Annotated in this window: 14 protein-coding genes; 4 read left to right on the top strand and 10 right to left on the bottom strand. The window is 65.0% G+C overall.

Annotated elements, in window-relative coordinates; all coding sequences use genetic code 11:
- Positions 1-15 precede the first annotated feature (15 nt).
- From NLM31_RS42040 to NLM31_RS42010, 7 genes are all read right to left on the bottom strand, one after another.
- Positions 16-582, bottom strand: coding sequence for a thioredoxin family protein (locus tag NLM31_RS42040; protein WP_254196006.1), 567 nt, complete (start codon positions 580-582; stop codon positions 16-18).
- Positions 583-612: 30 nt separating this feature from the next.
- Positions 613-1,311 (bottom strand): cytochrome c biogenesis CcdA family protein, encoded by a 699-nt coding sequence (locus NLM31_RS42035; RefSeq protein WP_254196005.1) that lies wholly within the window; start codon positions 1,309-1,311, stop codon positions 613-615.
- Between the two features lie 496 nt (positions 1,312-1,807).
- Positions 1,808-2,419, bottom strand: a complete 612-nt coding sequence (locus NLM31_RS42030) for a sigma-70 family RNA polymerase sigma factor (RefSeq protein WP_254135011.1) — start codon at positions 2,417-2,419, stop codon at positions 1,808-1,810.
- 326 nt (positions 2,420-2,745) lie between these two features.
- Complete coding sequence (locus NLM31_RS42025) at positions 2,746-3,483, bottom strand: response regulator (RefSeq protein ID WP_254135010.1); 738 nt, start codon at positions 3,481-3,483, stop codon at positions 2,746-2,748.
- 25 nt (positions 3,484-3,508) lie between these two features.
- Entirely contained in the window at positions 3,509-5,254 is a 1,746-nt protein-coding gene (locus tag NLM31_RS42020; protein ID WP_254135009.1) for a DUF3369 domain-containing protein, read from the bottom strand.
- Positions 5,224-7,302 (bottom strand): ATP-binding protein, encoded by a 2,079-nt coding sequence (locus NLM31_RS42015; RefSeq protein ID WP_254135008.1) that lies wholly within the window; start codon positions 7,300-7,302, stop codon positions 5,224-5,226. Before NLM31_RS42015 ends, NLM31_RS42020 begins: the two co-directional genes overlap by 31 nt.
- Positions 7,303-7,308: 6 nt before the next feature.
- Positions 7,309-8,304, bottom strand: coding sequence for a TRAP transporter substrate-binding protein (locus tag NLM31_RS42010; RefSeq protein ID WP_254196004.1), 996 nt, complete (start codon positions 8,302-8,304; stop codon positions 7,309-7,311).
- Between the two features lie 202 nt (positions 8,305-8,506).
- On the opposite strand from NLM31_RS42010, the gene ugpB reads away from it, so the two are divergent.
- The gene (ugpB, locus tag NLM31_RS42005; RefSeq protein WP_254196003.1) at positions 8,507-9,832 is read left to right on the top strand and encodes a sn-glycerol-3-phosphate ABC transporter substrate-binding protein UgpB; all 1,326 of its coding nucleotides are present in this window, start codon (positions 8,507-8,509) and stop codon (positions 9,830-9,832) included.
- Between the two features lie 71 nt (positions 9,833-9,903).
- On the opposite strand, the gene NLM31_RS42000 is transcribed toward ugpB, so the two are convergent.
- Positions 9,904-10,836 carry an IS110 family transposase gene (locus tag NLM31_RS42000; RefSeq protein ID WP_254130737.1) on the bottom strand — a complete coding sequence of 311 codons (933 nt, stop codon included), beginning with the start codon at positions 10,834-10,836 and terminating at the stop codon, positions 9,904-9,906.
- Positions 10,837-11,126: 290 nt separating this feature from the next.
- Between NLM31_RS42000 and NLM31_RS41995 the strand changes: the two genes are divergently transcribed.
- Entirely contained in the window at positions 11,127-12,068 is a 942-nt protein-coding gene (locus NLM31_RS41995) for a phosphotransferase (protein WP_254196002.1), read from the top strand.
- A 170-nt stretch (positions 12,069-12,238) separates the two neighbouring features.
- Here NLM31_RS41995 and NLM31_RS41990 read toward each other — a convergent pair whose 3' ends face one another.
- A complete protein-coding gene (locus tag NLM31_RS41990) occupies positions 12,239-12,700 on the bottom strand; it encodes a hypothetical protein (protein ID WP_254135004.1) in 462 nt (153 codons plus the stop codon).
- A 13-nt stretch (positions 12,701-12,713) separates the two neighbouring features.
- The gene (locus tag NLM31_RS41985) at positions 12,714-13,262 is read right to left on the bottom strand and encodes a hypothetical protein (protein ID WP_254135003.1); all 549 of its coding nucleotides are present in this window, start codon (positions 13,260-13,262) and stop codon (positions 12,714-12,716) included.
- A gap of 376 nt (positions 13,263-13,638) precedes the next feature.
- Here NLM31_RS41985 and NLM31_RS41980 point away from each other — a divergent pair, with 376 nt between their 5' ends.
- The gene (locus NLM31_RS41980; protein ID WP_254196001.1) at positions 13,639-15,015 is read left to right on the top strand and encodes a caspase domain-containing protein; all 1,377 of its coding nucleotides are present in this window, start codon (positions 13,639-13,641) and stop codon (positions 15,013-15,015) included.
- Between the two features lie 222 nt (positions 15,016-15,237).
- Positions 15,238-16,860, top strand: a complete 1,623-nt coding sequence (locus NLM31_RS41975; protein ID WP_254196000.1) for an ABC transporter substrate-binding protein — start codon at positions 15,238-15,240, stop codon at positions 16,858-16,860.
- Positions 16,861-16,914: the final 54 nt, after the last annotated feature.

Genomic DNA, 16,914 nt, shown 5'->3' with positions numbered 1-16,914 from the left:
CCGCCGCCTGCGGGATCAACTCTCGGCGTTCAGCAGCCTGGCCACGGTGCGGTCGATCTCGTCATAGCGGCCTTCGCCTTCGTGCTGGAACACGATCTTGCCGTTCTGGTCGATGATGTATTGCGCCGGCCAATACTGGTTGCTGTAGGCGTTCCAGGTCTTGGACTCATTGTCCTGCGCGACCGGATAGGTGATGCCATGACGCTTCAGTGCGGCCTGCACGTTCGAAGCCGAACGCTCGAACGGGAATTCCGGCGTGTGCACGCCGACCACGACGAGGCCCTTGTCCTTGTATTTTGCATAGAGGTCGGTGACGTGCGGCAGCGTGTTGACGCAGTTGACGCAGCCATAGGTCCAGAAGTCGACCAGCACGACCTTGCCGCGGAGGTCGGCGATGTTGAGCGGCTTCGAGTTGAACCAGTTGCTGATGCCGGCGAAGTCGGGCGCGGTCACCGCCTGGCGCGCGGCCGCGACCTTCACCGGCGCTGCGGGCGAGACCTCGTCGCAGATGCCGGGGATGACGGCGCCGGTGACGGCGAAGCCGATCAGCGCGGCGGAGACGGCGAGCAGTTTGAAGGTCATGGATGTGTTCTCCGTTGAGGGGTGAAACGATCACAGGCCGATCTGGCCGGTGGGATAGAAGCCGGTGAGCCACGCCACGATCAGCGTGTCGTATTGGAAGTAGGCGGCGAGCGCGAAGGCGATCACGACGACGCCAAAGCCCTGCTGCAGGCGCGGCGAGATGCGCGCGAGGCTGCGCACACGCGTGGTCGCGGCCTGTCCGCCATAGGCGATCCCGAGCATCGGGATCGCAGCACCAATCGCGTAGGCGACCAGCAGCGTGCCGGCCCAGGCGAGGTTCTTCGAGGTCGCGACCAGCGTCAGGATCGAGCCGAGCACGGGGCCGGCGCAGGGTGTCCAGACCAGGCCCAGCGTGGTCCCGAGCAGGAGACCGCCGAGCGCGCTTTCGCGCTGCATGCCGCCCGCATTGCCGAGACTGAGCCAGCCATTGAGCCGGATCGACAGCCATTCGAACGGCGCCGGCCACAGCATCAACAGTCCGAAGCCGAGCAGCAGAATCGACGCCGCCTCGCGCAGCACATTCGGATCGAAATCGAACAGCCGCGTCAGCGCGCCGAGCAGCAGCGCCACCGCGGAGAAGGACACGACGAAGCCGAGCGCGATCATCGCGGGCCGCAATTGCGACGTGCGCCCGATCGAGGCGCCGAGCAGGATCGGCAACATCGGCAGCGTGCAGGGCGCCGCAATGGTGAGGATGCCGGCGAGGACAGCGAAGAGGAGTTCGAGCATGGGGCACTCGTGATTGATGTCACGAGGGCAGTTCGGGATGGAGACGGGGATCGTTACGCGGCGTCACGCGCTCGTGACGGGGTGGTTGTTCCGCGGGACAACCGTGCGGGCCACAGCGGCACTGCGCTCCCTCCCCCCTTGCGGGGGAGGGCGGGGGAGAGGGGTGGCCCCGGGAGAGATCGGAGTTCGTGGCTACTCCTCTCCCTGCCCTCGAGAGCGAGCTTCGCTCGCCTCGGACCCCGCAACGGGGGAGGGAATGAGAGAGCGGGGGCCGCCCCCACTCAGGAAACCCCAAATAAAAACGACCCGGGGGGGGGCATCCCGTCCGGGTCGTTGGAGGTCTTGGGAGGTTTAACGAAACCGTATGTGATCCTTATAGGGACGAAGTTTTTCCGCCGGATGTTGTGGTTTGTTTCATTTGTTTCGTCGGCGGTAACGCTTTCGTGTCCCGGGGTGGGGCCGGTCATCCGGCCCTATCCCATTGAAATCCTTTGCCTTAGGCGGCGAAGCGGTCGACGCCGCAATTCTTAAGCAGATCGGCGAGCTGCTTGCGGGCGTAGAACATCCGGGTCTTCACCGTGCTCTGGGGGATGCCGATGATCTGCCCGACCTCCTCCACCGACTTCTCATGGTAGTAGACGAGGGTGATGATCTCGCGATGCGCGGGTGACAGTTTCTGCACGCAGGCGCGAAGGATGGCGCTGGTGTCGCTGCGGTCGAGCGAGGTCTCGGGCGTGTCATTACCGTCCGGGATCTGCCGCACGTCCTCCTGATCGATATCCTCGAACCGGCGCTGGCGCATCGCGGTCAGCGCCTTGAAGCGGGCGATCGAGAGCAGCCAGGTCGAGACCTGCGAGCGGCCCTGGAACTGTCCGGCGGTCCGCCACACGTCCAGGAACACCTGGCTGACCAGGTCTTCCGCCGTGGTCGCGTCCCGCACGATGCGCAGGATGAAGCGGTAAACCCGCACGTTATGACGGCAATAGAGGATGTGCATGGAGGTCCGGTTGCCGTCGGCAATGCTCTCAAGGAGCATATCGTCCGAGGTCGCCTGAGCGGCAATGATGCTCTGGCTGGCTTGGGCGTTGATGGCGATGACGTTCGGCATTGACTTAGCTCCCCGGTGCGCCGCAACCGAGCGGCGTTTCCTTGGATCAAAGTGTTAATGAGCCAACGTTTCGGGACGTCTGCACGAAAAGGGGAAAATGGTTTCGTGCGCCGCCAAATTGTTTCGTCGGACAAGGCGCGACGAAACATTCGGACCAAAAAAGCGTGGAATTTCAATGTACGGAAAATACGGGAGTGTGGATTCGGACTAGGCCGAACGGGTGGGAACGTATTTGGGGGCCTTGCGTTCGCGGCGCACCACGCACAATGGCGTCGTCCCCGGGCGTGCGGATCGCCGGGACGGCGGTCCCGCAGGCGGCGCCGCCCTTACGCCTTCTCGCCTGCGGGCGAGAACAGGTAGCCGCCACCGCGGATGGTGCGAATCACGGCGGGCTTGGTCGGGTCGGGCTCGATCTTGCGGCGGATGCGCATGATGCGGAGATCGACCGCGCGGTCGAAGGCTTCGGCGTCGCGCGCATTGGCCAGTTCGAGCAGCCGCTCGCGCGACAGCACGCGCTTCGGATTGGCCGCAAACACTTTCAGCAGTCCGAATTCGGACGCGGTCAAAGGATGTTCGTTGCCTTCGTCGTCGCGCAGCGCCTGGGCTTCGAGGTCGAGCCACTTCGTCCCGAACCGTACAAGCTGATCCTTGTCCGATTTCGCGGGCGTAGCGTCAGCCGCAGCGGCTTTCACCGGCGTGCTCCGCCGCAGCACCGAGCGGATGCGCGCCATCAGCTCGCGCAGCTCGCAGGGTTTTGCGACGTAATCGTCGGCGCCGAGCTCGAGGCCGACCACGCGGTCGATCGGGCTCGCGGTCGCCGTGAGCATGATGACCGGCACGTTGATGCGGCTCTTGAGGTCGCGGATGATCGAGAGGCCGTCTTCCTCGGGCATGTTGAGGTCGAGCACGACGAGGTCGGGCATGCTGCCGTCGATCGCGGTGCGCAAGGACTTGCCGCCGTCGCACAGCGTCACGGTGAAGCCGTGCATCTTGAGGTAATCGCCGACCATCTCCCGGGCCGGGGCCTCGTCGTCGACGATCATGATGTGCTGGCTTTGTGTCATGTCACAGAGATCTCGGCACTCAAGGTTACGATAGTTCGGTCGCGGGCAGGGTGATGGTGAAAGTGGAGCCCTTGCCCGGGCCGTCGCTGTCGGCGGTTACGTCGCCGCCATGCATGTCGATAATACGCTTGACGATGGACAACCCAAGCCCCGTCGAGCTCTCACCTGCCGTCGGTTTTGCGGATAGCCGCTGGAACCGGCCGAACAGGCGGCCGAGATCCTCCGGCGACAGGCCGGCGCCCTCGTCGCTGACGCGGATGATGGTGTCGTTGCCCTCATGGGTGACCGCCACGGTGATCTTGCCGGCGATTGGCGAGTATTTGATGGCGTTGCTGATGAGGTTGTCGATCGCCTCGCGGATGCGGTCGGTGTCGCACATGGTGACGATATTGGCCGGCGCGGTGACATGGATGGCCTGCTGCTTGTTGACCGCGAGCGGCTGGTTGGCCTCGGCGACCTCCTTCACCAGCGCCGCGACGTCGACCGGCTCGCGACGGATGGTGATGTCGAAGGCATCCGCCATGGCGTCCGAGATCAGATGGTCGACCATCGTGGTCAGGCGCTTGGTGGCGTCGCGGATGTGATCGACCTGGGCGACCACGCCGTTCGACGAGGCGCCGGTCGAGATCAGCTCCTTCAGCATCTCGGTGCGACCGAGGATGACGCCGAGCGGGTTCTTCAGGTCATGCGCGACGGTGCCGAGAATCTCGTTCTTGAAGCCGTTGGCGCGCTGCAGCCGCAGCCATTGCGCCGAGAGCCGCCGGTTGGCCTGCATCAGCGCGCGGGTGCGCTGGGCGACGCGGTCTTCCAGCTGGGTGTTGGCGTCCTGGAGCTGCTGGTAGAGGATGACGTTGTCGAACGCGATCGAGAGCCTGGAGGAGAAGATCTCGACCAGCGAGCGGTCGGTCTCGGACAGATCGCGCTCGGACTGCAGCAGCACCACGACCTCGCGGCCACTTCCGGTGCGCAGGTAGATCACGCTGCGATGGTCGGCGAATTCGTTCTTGCGGCGCTGGAAGGCGGCCTCGACCATCTCGCGCAGATCGGGGTCGAGCGCCTTCGACGAGGTCGTGCCGATGAAGCGGCTGTAGCAGCCGCTGCCCGCGAGCACCGAGAGCTCGGGATCGACGCCGCCATTGTCGCGCAGGACCAGTATACCGGCGCAGTCGACATTGAGCAGCGAGGCGAGCTGGGTCAGCACGCCCTCGGCGAGCCGCTGCATCGACTTGAAGTCGTACAGCGTGGAGGCGGCATCGATGATGATCTCGAGCCCGCGCCTTGTCTGCACCATGCGCTCGAGCTGCTGGTAGGAGCGCAGCGCCGCGGTCAGCGAGGTGAACAGCTTGTCGGCGGTGAGCTCGGTCTTGGCCTTGTAGTCGTTGATGTCGTACTGCACGATCACGCGCCGCTCCGGCGCCTGGCCCGGCTGGCCCGTGCGCAGGATGATACGCACGGTCTCGTTCTTGAGCACGTTGCGGATGTATTCGACCAGCTCGAGGCCGGCGACGTCGGTCTCCATGATGACGTCGAGCAGCACCGCGGCGATGTCGTTGTGCGCCGCCATCAGCTTGCGACCTTCCGCCGCGGAATGCGCGGAGAGGATCTCCAGGCCCTGGCCGTTGAGGGTGTAGTCGGACAGCGCGAAGCGGGTGCCATCATGCACGGCCGGATCGTCGTCGATGACGGCGATTTTCCATTTCCGGGCGTCCATATCCTCCGACGCGGTACCGGTGTCGTCGATCAGGTGGAGGACATCGTCCTGTTCGGCCATTGCGAAGTCCCGTCACTTTCTGTGCTTTGCGCGCCGCCCTTGGCGATCCGCGGCATGATAATCCGAAAAGTAGTACCTTGTCCCAGCTTGGATTCCAGCATCATCCGCCCGCCCAGCTGCTGGGTGACGAGGTTATAGACGATATGAAGCCCGAGTCCCGTGCCACCTTCATTGCGCCGGGTGGTAAAGAATGGGTCAAAGGCCTGGCGCTGCACGTCGGGGGTCATGCCGGCCCCGTCATCGGCGAAGATGATCTCGATGTCGTCGGCGCCGCGCGGCCGCGCCGAGATCGTGATGGTGCCGGCGCGCCCGTCGGCGAAGGCATGGTTGGCGGCGTTGAGGAACAGGTTGGTCAGGATCTGGCCGTAGGAGCCGGGATAGCCGTCGAGCAACAGCCCCTCGGGCACGTCGACCTGGAGGGTGATCGGCGAGCGCTTCAGCACCGGGCGCAGGCTCGCGATGATCTGGTCGGTTGCTTCGCTCAATGAGAACTGCCGCCGCTCGGCGTGCGAACGGTCGACCGCGACCTGCTTGAACGACTGGATCAGCTCGCCGGCGCGGGTGAGGTTGGCGACGAGCTGCTGCGAGGCGTCGCGCGAGGACTGCACGAACTCTTCCAGCTGCGAGCGGCGCAAGCCGCCGTCGCCCCGGAGCTGGGCCTCGAAGATCTCGCTGCGGCGGGCAAAGCTCGAGGCCACCGTCAGGCTGATGCCGATGGGGTTGTTGACCTCGTGCGCGACGCCGGCGACGAGGCCGCCGAGGGCTGCGAGCCGCTCGGCATCGATCAGATTCTGCTGTGCGGTGTTGAGCTCGAGCAGCGCGCTCTCGGCCCTTTCCTTGGATGCGCGCAGCTCGTCCTCGGTCTCGCGCTTGGCGATGGCATTCTCGCGGAACACCTCCACCGCGCGCGCCATGGCGCCGACCTCGTCGCGGGCCTTGGTGCCCTGCACCTCGCGGCCGAGATCGCCGAGCGTGATCGCGCGCATCGCGGCCATGATCTGCTGCAGCGGCAGCCGGATCGACAGCGCGATCAGGACGCCTGCGGAGAGGATGATGCCGAGGAAGATCACCGCAATGGAGAGAACGCGACGGGAGATGTCCGCCAGCGTGCGATCGAACGTCTCCTGCGCCTTCTGCTCGCGCTGGCGCATCTTGGTCGAGAGGTCGTCGATGGCGCCGATCGCCTCGGCCTGGCTGGCGTCGATGGTGTTGCGTAGGAGTTCGGTGCGGCTGGTCAGCTGCTCGGACAGCTTTGCGAAGCCCTCGCGCAGCGCCGTGGTGCGGGCGCCGAGCTTTTGCAGCGCCATGCGCTGCAAATCATTGTCGGCGAGATCGATCATCACCGGAATGGTCTTCTCGATCGTCTCGGTGTTGCGGCGCGCATCGTCGGCGGCGCCCGGCGACAGCGACAGATAGTAGGAATTGGCCGCGACCAGCATCGCCGTGAAGGCCTCGCGCGACTTGCCGAGCGAGGGCCAGATCAGCGCGTCGCGATGGCCGGTGGCGCCCTCGATGATGGAGTACAGGCCCGCCATGTCCTTGGCCGGGCCCTGCACCTGCTCTTCATAGGTTTTGGCGATGGTCGCCTGCACGCTGCGCAGCTCGCCGAAGCCGTTGAGGAAGCGGTCGGTGGTGCGCTCCAGCTCCTCGACCGAGCCTGCCAGCATCGGGTCCTTGGCGGCGCGGTCGGTCAGCGTGCCCAGCACGGCCTCGCGCAGCAGCAGGATCTCGGCGAACAGGTCCGGGCTCGGCTGGTTGATGTAGCGGTGGATCAGGTTCTGCAGGCGCCCGGTCTCGCTTTCGAGCAACGCCAGGATGCGGTCGGATTCGCGCACCTGGCGGACGTCGTCCCAGGCCGAACCCAGCACCTGCGCGCCGTTCCAGATCATCGCGACCAGCACGATCACCACGGCGGAGTTCAGCGCCGCGATCGACAGGATGCGCCAGCGGATCGGCACCGCCCGCAGCAGGCCGACCAGCCGCGCGCGCACCCGCCCGATCGGGCCGGGCGGCTTGTCGACGTGCTCGCTGTGTCCAAGTGCAGCCAATCCGGCTCACTCCACCTTGCGAATGCGTTCGATCAGCGCGGCCGCGGCGGGATCCTTCGCGGCCTTGGCGTACACCGGCGCCATCGCGTCCTCGAACGGCTTGCGGTCGATGTCCTTGACGACGGTGATGCCGGCGGCCTCGGCCTTGTGCTGCGACTGCTCCTCGAGGTCGCGCCACTTCTCGCGCATGAACTGGCTGGAGCGCAGCGCGGCCTCGCGGAAAATCCGCTGGTCGTCGGCCGACAGGCTGCGCCACGCCTTGAGCGAGATCACCAGCACCTCCGGGCTCATCGTGTGCTCGGTCAGGGTGTAGTAGCCGGCATATTTGTAATGGTCTGTCGTCACAAACGATGGCCAGTTGTTTTCGGCGCCGTCGATCAGATGGGTCGCGAGCCCCGTGAGCACCTGCCCGTAGGGCAATTCGACCGGCTCGGCGCCGAGCGAGCGGATCATCTGGCTCATCAACTCCGACTGCTGCACCCGGATCCGCAGGCCCTTGAGATCGGCGATGCTCTTCACCGGGCGGACGGCATTGTAGATCGAGCGCGCCCCGGAATCGTAGAAGGCGAGCCCGACGAAGCCGTAGGGCTCGAAGCTGCCCAAAATCTCGTTGCCGATCGGCCCGTCCAGCACCCTCTGCATGTGCTCGATGGACCGGAACAGGAACGGCATGGCGAGCACGTTCATCGCCGGAACGAAGTTGCCGATCAGGGCCACATTGGTCCGGTTGAGGTCGATCGCGCCCGCGCGGGTCTGCTCGATCGTCTCCTTCTCCTCGCCGAGCTGGCGGGAGTGAAACACCTTGACCTCGTGCCGCCCGCCGGTGCGCTCGGCGATCAGCGCGCCCATGTAGCGCAGCGCCTGGACGGTCGGATAATCCTCGGTCTGGGTGTCGGCGGCGCGGAATTCACGCGCTGCAGCCCCCGTCGCGCAGATCGCGAACAGAAGCGCGACGAAGATCACCCCGGCCCGAGAGAGTTCGGCACGGTTTAGCACTGGCACACTCAACCCCTCAGAGATGGAGTCTATGGCGGGACCAAAAGGTTCAATGCAATCTAGCAGATGGTAAAGGGAAGGCCATCCCGGGCCGCGCCCTCGGGCGATTGTGCGGCGCGGTCCGGCTTCATTCCCGGTTGAAACGCCGGGGACCGCGCCTTAAGCAGGGTATAGTCGCCTTTTGCCGCCTGATCCGGGAAGAGCCATCGTGACTTCATCATTGCGCTTTTTGCAGGTCGCCGCCGCCACTCTGGCCTTCGCCTTGAGCTGCGAGGCGCGCGCCGCCACCGACATCGCATGGTGGCACGCCATGTCGGGCGAGCTCGGCAAGCAGCTTGAAAAGCTCGCCACCGATTTCAACGCCTCGCAATCCGATTACCGCGTCGTGCCGACCTACAAGGGCAATTACACCGAGACGGTGACGGCCGCGATCTTCGCCTTCCGCTCGCGCAGCCAGCCCGCGATCGTGCAGGTCAACGAGGTCGCCACGGCGACCATGACCGCAGCCAAGGGCGCGATCTATCCGGTCTACAGCATGATGCGCGACATGGGCGAGCCGTTCTCGCTCAACGACTATCTTCCGGCCGTCTCCGGCTATTACACCGATGCGAGCGGCAATCTGCTGTCATTCCCGTTCAACTCGTCGACGCCGATCCTCTATTACAACAAGACCATGTTCCGCGACGCCGGGCTCGATCCGGAGACTCCGCCGAAGACGTGGCCCGAGCTCGGCGCCGCTGCAAAACGGCTGCGCGACCGCGGCGCCGTCTGCGGCTTCACCACGTCCTGGCCGTCCTGGATCCATGTCGAGAATCTGTCGGCGTTTCACAATCTGCCGCTGGCCACGCGTGCGAACGGCTTTGCTGGCCTCGATGCGGAATTGACCATCAACAATCCGGTCGTCGTGAAGCACATCGCCCAGCTCGCCGAATGGCAGAAGACAAAACTGTTCGACTATAGCGGTCGCGGGCAATCGGCCGAGCCGCGCTTCCAGAACGGCGAATGCGGCATCTTCATCGGCTCCTCGGCGACGCGCGCCGACATCAGGGCGAATTCGAAATTCGAGATCGGCTACGGCATGATGCCGTATTGGCCCGACGTGAAGGGCGCGCCGCAGAATTCCATCATCGGCGGCGCCACGCTGTGGGTGCTGCGCGACCGGCCGCGCGAGGAATACAAGGGCGTGGCACGGTTCTTCGCCTATCTGTCCCAGCCCGGCGTGCAGGCCGCCTGGCACCAGAACACCGGCTATCTGCCGATTACCCGCGCCGCCTTCGAGTTGACGCGCGCGCAAGGATTTTACGAGCGCAATCCCGGCTCGGCGATCTCGTTCGAGGAGATCACGCTGCATCCGCCGACCGAGAATTCCAAAGGCATCCGGCTCGGCTCCTTCAACCTGATTCGCGGCACGATCGAGGAGGAGCTGGAGCAGGCCTTTGGCGGCCAGAAGAGCGCGCAAGCCGCGCTCGATACCGCCGTCGAGCGCGGCAACAAGCTGCTGCGCCAGTTCGAGCGCGCCAGCCCCGATAGGTAGTCGCGGCCGGAGCGCGCGCCTCGTCCTTCGAGACGACCGCTTTGCGGTCTCCTCAGCGACTGTGTTCTTCGTCAAGCGGGTTGCCATGGTTTTCGATCCCTGAGCATGGCGTTGAGGATGGTGAGGAGCTTGCGGGCGACCGCGATGAGGGCGACCATTTTCGGCTTACCGGCGCTCACGAGGTGACGGTAGAAAAGCTTGAGCTGCGGGTGGCATCGGATCGCCGAGAGGGCAGCCATGTAGAGGGCCGCCCGCAAGGCAGTTCGTCCACCGCCGATCTTGCTCCTGCCTTTCCATCGGCCGGACTGGCGAACGAAGGGAGCAAGGCCGGCAAGGCTTGCGATCTGACGCCGGTTGAGGGTGCCGAGTTCGGGCACCTCGGCAAGGAAGGTGCGTGCGAGTGTATTGCCGACCCCCGGGAAGGTGATCAGCAAATCTTCTTGGTCCCGCCAGGCCGGCGAGCCCCGTACCAGCGTGTCGATGTCGTTGTCGATGTCCGGCAGCTCCTTCTCGAGGACCTTGATGTGGCGGGCAAGGCTCTTGCGGACGCGAACATTCTCCACCCGCTTCTCGCGCTGGCGTTCGGCGACGATCATCTCGATGATCTGCCGGCGTCGGGCAACCAGTTCGGCCAGCAAGCGAGCTTGCTCGTCCGGGACGGGACGCAGGGCGGGCTTCACCGCCTCAACGAACCGTGCGATCACCGCGGCATCGATCGGATCGGACTTGGCGCGCTGGCCAATCGCCTGCGCGAAGTGCCGGATCTGGGCCGGATTGATGACCGCCAGCGGCAACTGGGCGCCGGCCAGTGCTGCCGCGACCACCGTCTCGAAGCCGCCAGTCGCCTCCAGCCCAATCAGGCTCGGCGAACAGGCCGCAAGCCGCGCAACAAGATCTTCCAAGCCCTTGCCGTCGCGCGCCACGGCAAACACTTCTCCGCTCGGACGCATATGAACATCCAACCGGTCCTTAGATACATCTATGCCAACATAGATCGCGTCCATCTGCACCCATCCTTGCGCAACCGGGCTCGCCAGGCGGCCCTCGCGACTGTTCGGGTTCGATGGAACAACGGACGGGGCGCCGCGCTGAGGCACGGGCTTCATAGCCCTTGGATGAAGCGGTCTCCCGTCCGTTACCGCACCGGCTATCTTAGCCGATCTGGCGCGATCTGACTTACAAGGATGAGGCTAAGCACCGACGGCGGCCCCCGAGACCACAAACTCCGCCCTCATCCTGAGGAGCCCGCGAAAGCGGGCGTCTCGAAGGATCAGCCGCAGGGACATTGCCTTCGATGACACTGCCTCACTTCGCCGACGCGCAGACCTTTCGCGGCTGGCGCTCCGCTTCCGCGCAATGGCTGCCGATCGCGCTCGACATCGCGCGCGGCCACGGCGTCGACACCAGCGCGCCGCACGTGTTCTCGACCGGCACCAACCTCGTCGTCGGGCTCGGCGAGAAGCTGATCCTGAAAATCTTTCCGCCGCTGTTGCATGCGCAATTCGTTTCCGAGCGCGGGTCGCTGATGCAGCTCAAAGGCCGGCTGCATCTGCCGATCCCCGAGATCGTCGCGGAGGGGATACGCGACGGCTGGCCCTATCTGATCATCACGCGCCTCGCCGGTACGCTCGGCTCGGAGATCTGGCCCTCATTGCCCGAAGCGCAGAAGGAGCGCGTGCTGCGCCAGATCGGCGAGACCATTGCTGCCGTGCAGCGCGCGCCGCTCGGCCCGCTCGCGCAAATCGAGCCGCGCTGGAGCGACTTCATGCGCACGCAGATGCTGGGCTGCCGTGCGCGGCACACCCGTCTCGGCCTCGCGCCGAAATTCCTGGCCGGCCTCGACGATCTCCTGCGTGATGCCGCCACGCTGATTCCGATGGATGCGCCGCCGGTGATCCTGATCGGCGAATACATTCCGGAGAACTTCCTGCTCGCGTCCCGTAACGGCGACTGGTCGCTCGCCGGCCTGTTCGATTTCGGCGACGTCAGGGCGGGCTGGCGCGATTACGATCTGCTCGGCCCGAGCGCCTTCATGTCGGCGGGCCGGCCGGGGAGGGTGCGCAGCCTGCTCGAGGGTTTTGGCTACGAGAAGCCAGACTTCGCGCTCAAGCGCCGCCTGATGGCGCTGATGCTGCTGCACCAGGCCAGCGACCTCAACAGCCACATCTGTATCGAAGGCTGGCAGGACAAGGTGAACGATCTGGTCGAGCTTCAGGAATTGATCTGGGCGGAGTGATGGCGCGGCCTCAAGATCCGCCGTCGTCCCGGCGAACGCCGGGACCCATAACCTCAGGGAGTAGTTTGACGGAGACCAGCACTTACCAGTTCTCCGCTTGGTACAATCGCCTGCGCTGACCGGATGGATCACGCGGTATGGGTCCCGGCGTTCGCCGGGACGACGGGAGCCTATCCCTTCCGCTGGATCAGCGCGGCTGCCTTGCTGAGGACGCTGATGACGGCGGCATATCCGGTCGGTTCTGCCCCGTCCCTCTTGATCGCCGACACGATGCCGGAGAATACCGCGCGGCACTGCGTAATGGCGGAGAGGGCCTGGGCCTTGGTGCCGGCTGCTCTCAATTGCGAAGCCGCGGTCTGCAGGGCGCTTCGTGCTTCCGGCTTCGCGTTCCGCGTCAGGGTGCCGTTCATCCGGTCGAGCACGTCTGCGACGCAGTTGTAGAGCGCCTTGCCGGCGTTGTTGCTGCACGCGTCGAGACCAGCATTGCCAACCGCGGCGGCCGCGCCGGATCCGCCGCCCGCTTGCGCTGGGCCTGCACCCAGTGGCATCGCTGCGAACAGCAGCAAGGCCATGATCACCCGCAGGCCCGTCGCACGGAGGCCCCTGGAGGCCCCGAGAATCAGTGTCGTCATGTCTTTCCCCCTCTTATCGCGGTGCCGTTGGTGTCACCGCATTGCCCACCGTGAATTCGCACGGCACCGTCGTCAGCCTCGGTTCACCCTTAAGCGCGAATAGCCGCTCCCACTGTGATCTGCGGCACACGACGCCGCTCGGTGCGTCCTCGACGATGACGACGGCATAAAGCCGGTCGCGTTTCTGGAATGCCTTGATGCTGGTGTCTTCAGGAAAGGTCTGCAGCAGCGTCAGCACGCCGTGACCGCTATCGACGTCGGCGGCGACGCCCGCGATCCCCGAAATGGTGCGCCATTTGCCGCCCTCGATGGTGGCGCCGATGAAGGTGCCCTCGGTCACGGTGTTCTGGAGAATCTTCTGCTTGAGGAAGTCGGGCCCGAGCTCGGCGCTCTGGCGCAGCCGGTTCTTCAGGCTCGGCGAGTAGAAGATCTTGTCGGTGCCGCCCTGAAACACGATGGTCGTGCCTTCGGGCCCGCCGGCAATCAGGTTCTGGAATTCACGGCCGCTCAGGACGCCGGCCGAAACGGGCGCTGCGCGAAAGGCTATCAGCGCGATCGCCATTGCGACGCGCAGGACGGAGCCGGATATCGAGCGGGGATTTTGATCAGGCATGAGGGGCGGAAAAGGAGTCTTGAAAAGCTCAATTCTAGATAGAAGCCGGTCGCGCGTCGAGGGAGCTTCGTCGTAAACAAAGGTGTGGCGATGTGCTCAGCTGCGCTCCCTCCCCCCTTGCGGGGGAGGGCGGGGGAGAGGGGTGGCTCCGGGCGACGTCATAGTTCGTGGCCACCCCTCTCCCTGCCCCTCCCCCGCAAGGGGGGAGGGAATGAAAGAGTGTACGTCCTCACGATGGTGTCGCCCAACATGACAGCGCAACATCGTTTGCGTAACGTCCTGTGGGGGCAGTGTGATGATGCAGTTGCTAAGAAGTCGTCTTGCCGTGTTGTTGGCAGCAGCGCTCATGGCGCTCGCCGCCGGCGCCTCGCGCGCCGCACCAGATACGCGAAAATCGGTCGCAGATTCCGCGCCGCGGCTGGCGCTGGTGATCGGCAACGCCAATTACGCAAAACTCGGCACGCTCGCCAATCCCGGACACGATGCGCAATTGATCGCGGATCGGCTGCGGCAGACCGGTTTCGAGGTGACGGCGGTCGCCGACCGCGACCTGAAAAGCCTGTCGGAGGACGTCGACGCGTTCGCGCAGAAGATCAAGGCGCGGGGCCCTGCGACCGTCGCCGTGCTCTATTATGCCGGCCATGGCGTCGAGAGCGACGGCGCCAACTACCTCGTGCCTGTCAATGCCGACATCAAGCGCCGCGCCGACATCGTGCCGCAATCGCTGAGCGTCAAGCGCGTCGCCGATCGCCTGTCGTCTTCAGGCAATGCGCTCAACATCCTCATCGTCGATGCCTGCCGCGATAATCCGTTTCCGCCGGGCGTGGCGGCAAGTGCGCCCGGACTGGTGCCGATGGGCGCCGTCTATGGCGTGTTCATCGCCTCGGCGACGGGCTCGGGCAAGACGGCCTATGATGGTGACGACGGCCACAGCCCCTACACCAGGGCGCTGGCGGACGCGATGATCGTGCCCGGCGAGCGGCTGGAGGACGTGTTCAAGAGCGTGCGCCGCCAGGTGCGGCTGTCCACCGGCGAGCAGCAGATCCCCTGGGAATCCACCTCGCTCGAGCTCGACTTCTTCTTCGTGCCGCCACCGCCGCCGCCGAGCCAGGCCGCGCAATTGCTCGCGGCGGCCAGGGAGACAGGCAATGTCGCGCTCTACGATCTCCTGGTCGATCGTTTCCCGACGAGCCCGGAAGCCGGTGTGGCCCGCACCGCCGCGGCTGAATTGAGAAAGAGCGCGGCCGCGAGCGGGCCCGCGGCTGCGTCCGCGGCGTCCCTGGTGCTCGATCGTGCGCGGCAGACCAGAACGCCGGAGGCCTACGATCTCGTCGCCGCGCTGTTTCCGGATACGCCCGAGGCGGACGAGGCGCGCGCCGCCGCCTCGCGCCTGCGCGAGATTACGGTGCTCGACAGTGCCGGGCCGACCTATGAGGGCCGCGAGCTGGTGCAGCTCATCCAGGCCGAGTTGACGCGGCTCGATTGCTTTGTCGGCGAGCAGGGCGGCGCGTTCGATGCTGCCACCATTCAGGGTCTGCGCCGGGCCTCGCTGCTCTCCGACGAGCATTATCTCTGGCACCGTCCGACCATGGCCGCGCTGCGGGCCCTGAAGAAGGTCGACAGCCGCGACGGCTGCGCGCGGCAGAGGACCGTCGCGGCGCCGCGCTGCCTGCGGGTCAACAACGAGGACTTTTGCCAGTAGCGTCGCCCATGAATTGGGCCGTCGCTCCGTTCGGATTATTTTATGTGCAAAGACGCATCTTTGTATGCAATGTCCGAGCTCTGAGCAAAGGCGTTGTCGTGCCTTCGTTAGAGTTTCCGTCATGATATCTAATACTTAAGCCGCGAGTAAGGCTTCGTTAAGGTCTGGCACGAACCTTGCGAATCCAGTTCCAACGAGAAACTTTTGAGTTGGAGCATCCTCATGAAGCGCCGCGATTTCCTCAAGTCCGTGTCCGGATTGGCCGCCGGCGCGGCGCTCCCCATCGCGCCGCAGGTCATTTCCTCGGCCTATGCCGACGCCCGCTCGGAGACGCTGCTGATCGTCTCGGAAGGCGGGCCGAACAATCTCGACATCCACGGCGTCGGCACCAACGTGCCCGGCTATGAAGTGTCCTGGAATTGCTACGACCGGCTGATCAGCCACGAGATGAAGACCGGTCCAGGCGGAGTGCCCTACTACGACCGCGACAAGTTCAAGGGCGAGCTCGCCGAGGAGTTCAAGATCGACGACATGTCGGTCACCTTCAAGCTGCGCAAGAACGCCAAATTCCACGACGGCACGCCGGTCACGGCCAAGGACGTGAAGTGGTCGCTCGACCGCGCGGTCAGCGTCGGCGGCTTCCCGACCTTCCAGATGAGCGCGGGCTCGCTGACCAAGCCGGAGCAGTTCGTCGTGATCGACGACACCACCGTGCGCGTCGACTTCCTGAAGAAGGACAGGCTGACGGTCCCCGATCTCGCCGTGATCGTGCCGTGCATCGTCAACTCCGAGCTGGTGAAGAAGAACGCGAGCGAGAAGGATCCCTGGGGCCTCGAGTTCACCAAGCAGCAGACCGCGGGCTCAGGCGCCTACAAGGTGACGAAGTGGACCGCCGGCACCGAAGTCGTCATGGAGCGCAACGAGGATTGGGTGTGCGGTCCGCTGCCGAAGATCAAGCGCGTGATCTGGCGCATGGTGCCGCAGGCCGGCAACCGTCGCGCGCTGCTGGAGCGCGGCGACGCCGACATCTCCTACGAACTCCCGAACAAGGATTTCCAGGAGATGAAGGCCAACGGCAAGCTCAACGTGGTGTCGCTGCCGTTCTCCAACGGCATCCAGTATATCGGCATGAACGTCACCAAGCCTCCCTTCGACAATCCGAAGGTCCGCCAGGCCGTCGCCTACGCGCTGCCCTATCAGAAGATCATGGACGCCGTGATGTTCGGGCTGGCGAACCCGATGTTCGGTGCGCCCAAGGACAAGCCGACCGAAGTCGCCTGGCCGCAGCCGCACAAATACAACACCGACATCGAGAAGGCGAAGGCGTTGATGGCGGAAGCCGGCCTCGCCGGCGGCTTCGAGACCACGATCTCGTTCGACCTGAATTTTGCCGGCGTCAACGAGCCGCTCTGCGTGCTGGTGCAGGAGAGCCTCGCCCAGATCGGCATCAAGACCACCATCAACAAGGTGCCCGGCGCCAACTGGCGCACCGAGTTGAACAAGAAGGAGATGCCGCTCTTCACCAACGTGTTCTCGGGCTGGCTCGATTACCCCGAATACTTCTTCTACTGGTGCTATCACGGCAACAATTCCGTCTTCAACACCATGAGCTACAAGTCGGCGGAGATGGACAAGCTGATCGACGGCGCGCGCACGGCGGCTGCGACCGGCGACATGGCGGCCTACGACGCCGACGTGAAAGGCTTCGTCGATCTCGCCTACACCGACATCCCGCGCATCCCGCTGTACCAGCCCTTCGTCAACGTCGCGATGCAGAAGAACATCTCGGGCTATCAGTACTGGTTCCACCGCCGCCTCGACTACCGCGCGATGGCGAAGGGGTGAGGGGATGCTGATCGTCGGCGACGCATCGGCATCGGGTGACGTTGTTGATTTGAG

Source organism: Bradyrhizobium sp. CCGUVB4N, from assembly GCF_024199945.1.
Taxonomy (GTDB): domain Bacteria; phylum Pseudomonadota; class Alphaproteobacteria; order Rhizobiales; family Xanthobacteraceae; genus Bradyrhizobium.
Note: the sequence above shows the minus strand (reverse complement) of the source record. Positions and strands in the feature narration are given on the sequence as shown.

Coding starts and splice junctions, on each gene's coding strand:
- NLM31_RS42040 (WP_254196006.1), bottom strand. CDS start 582: ATGACCTTCAAACTGCTCGCCGTCTCCGCCGCGCTGATCGGCTTCGCC.
- NLM31_RS42035 (WP_254196005.1), bottom strand. CDS start 1,311: ATGCTCGAACTCCTCTTCGCTGTCCTCGCCGGCATCCTCACCATTGCG.
- NLM31_RS42030 (WP_254135011.1), bottom strand. CDS start 2,419: ATGCCGAACGTCATCGCCATCAACGCCCAAGCCAGCCAGAGCATCATT.
- NLM31_RS42025 (WP_254135010.1), bottom strand. CDS start 3,483: ATGACACAAAGCCAGCACATCATGATCGTCGACGACGAGGCCCCGGCC.
- NLM31_RS42020 (WP_254135009.1), bottom strand. CDS start 5,254: ATGGCCGAACAGGACGATGTCCTCCACCTGATCGACGACACCGGTACC.
- NLM31_RS42000 (WP_254130737.1), bottom strand. CDS start 10,836: ATGGACGCGATCTATGTTGGCATAGATGTATCTAAGGACCGGTTGGAT.
- NLM31_RS41995 (WP_254196002.1), top strand. CDS start 11,127: ATGACACTGCCTCACTTCGCCGACGCGCAGACCTTTCGCGGCTGGCGC.
- NLM31_RS41990 (WP_254135004.1), bottom strand. CDS start 12,700: ATGACGACACTGATTCTCGGGGCCTCCAGGGGCCTCCGTGCGACGGGC.
- NLM31_RS41985 (WP_254135003.1), bottom strand. CDS start 13,262: ATGGCGATCGCGCTGATAGCCTTTCGCGCAGCGCCCGTTTCGGCCGGC.
- NLM31_RS41975 (WP_254196000.1), top strand. CDS start 15,238: ATGAAGCGCCGCGATTTCCTCAAGTCCGTGTCCGGATTGGCCGCCGGC.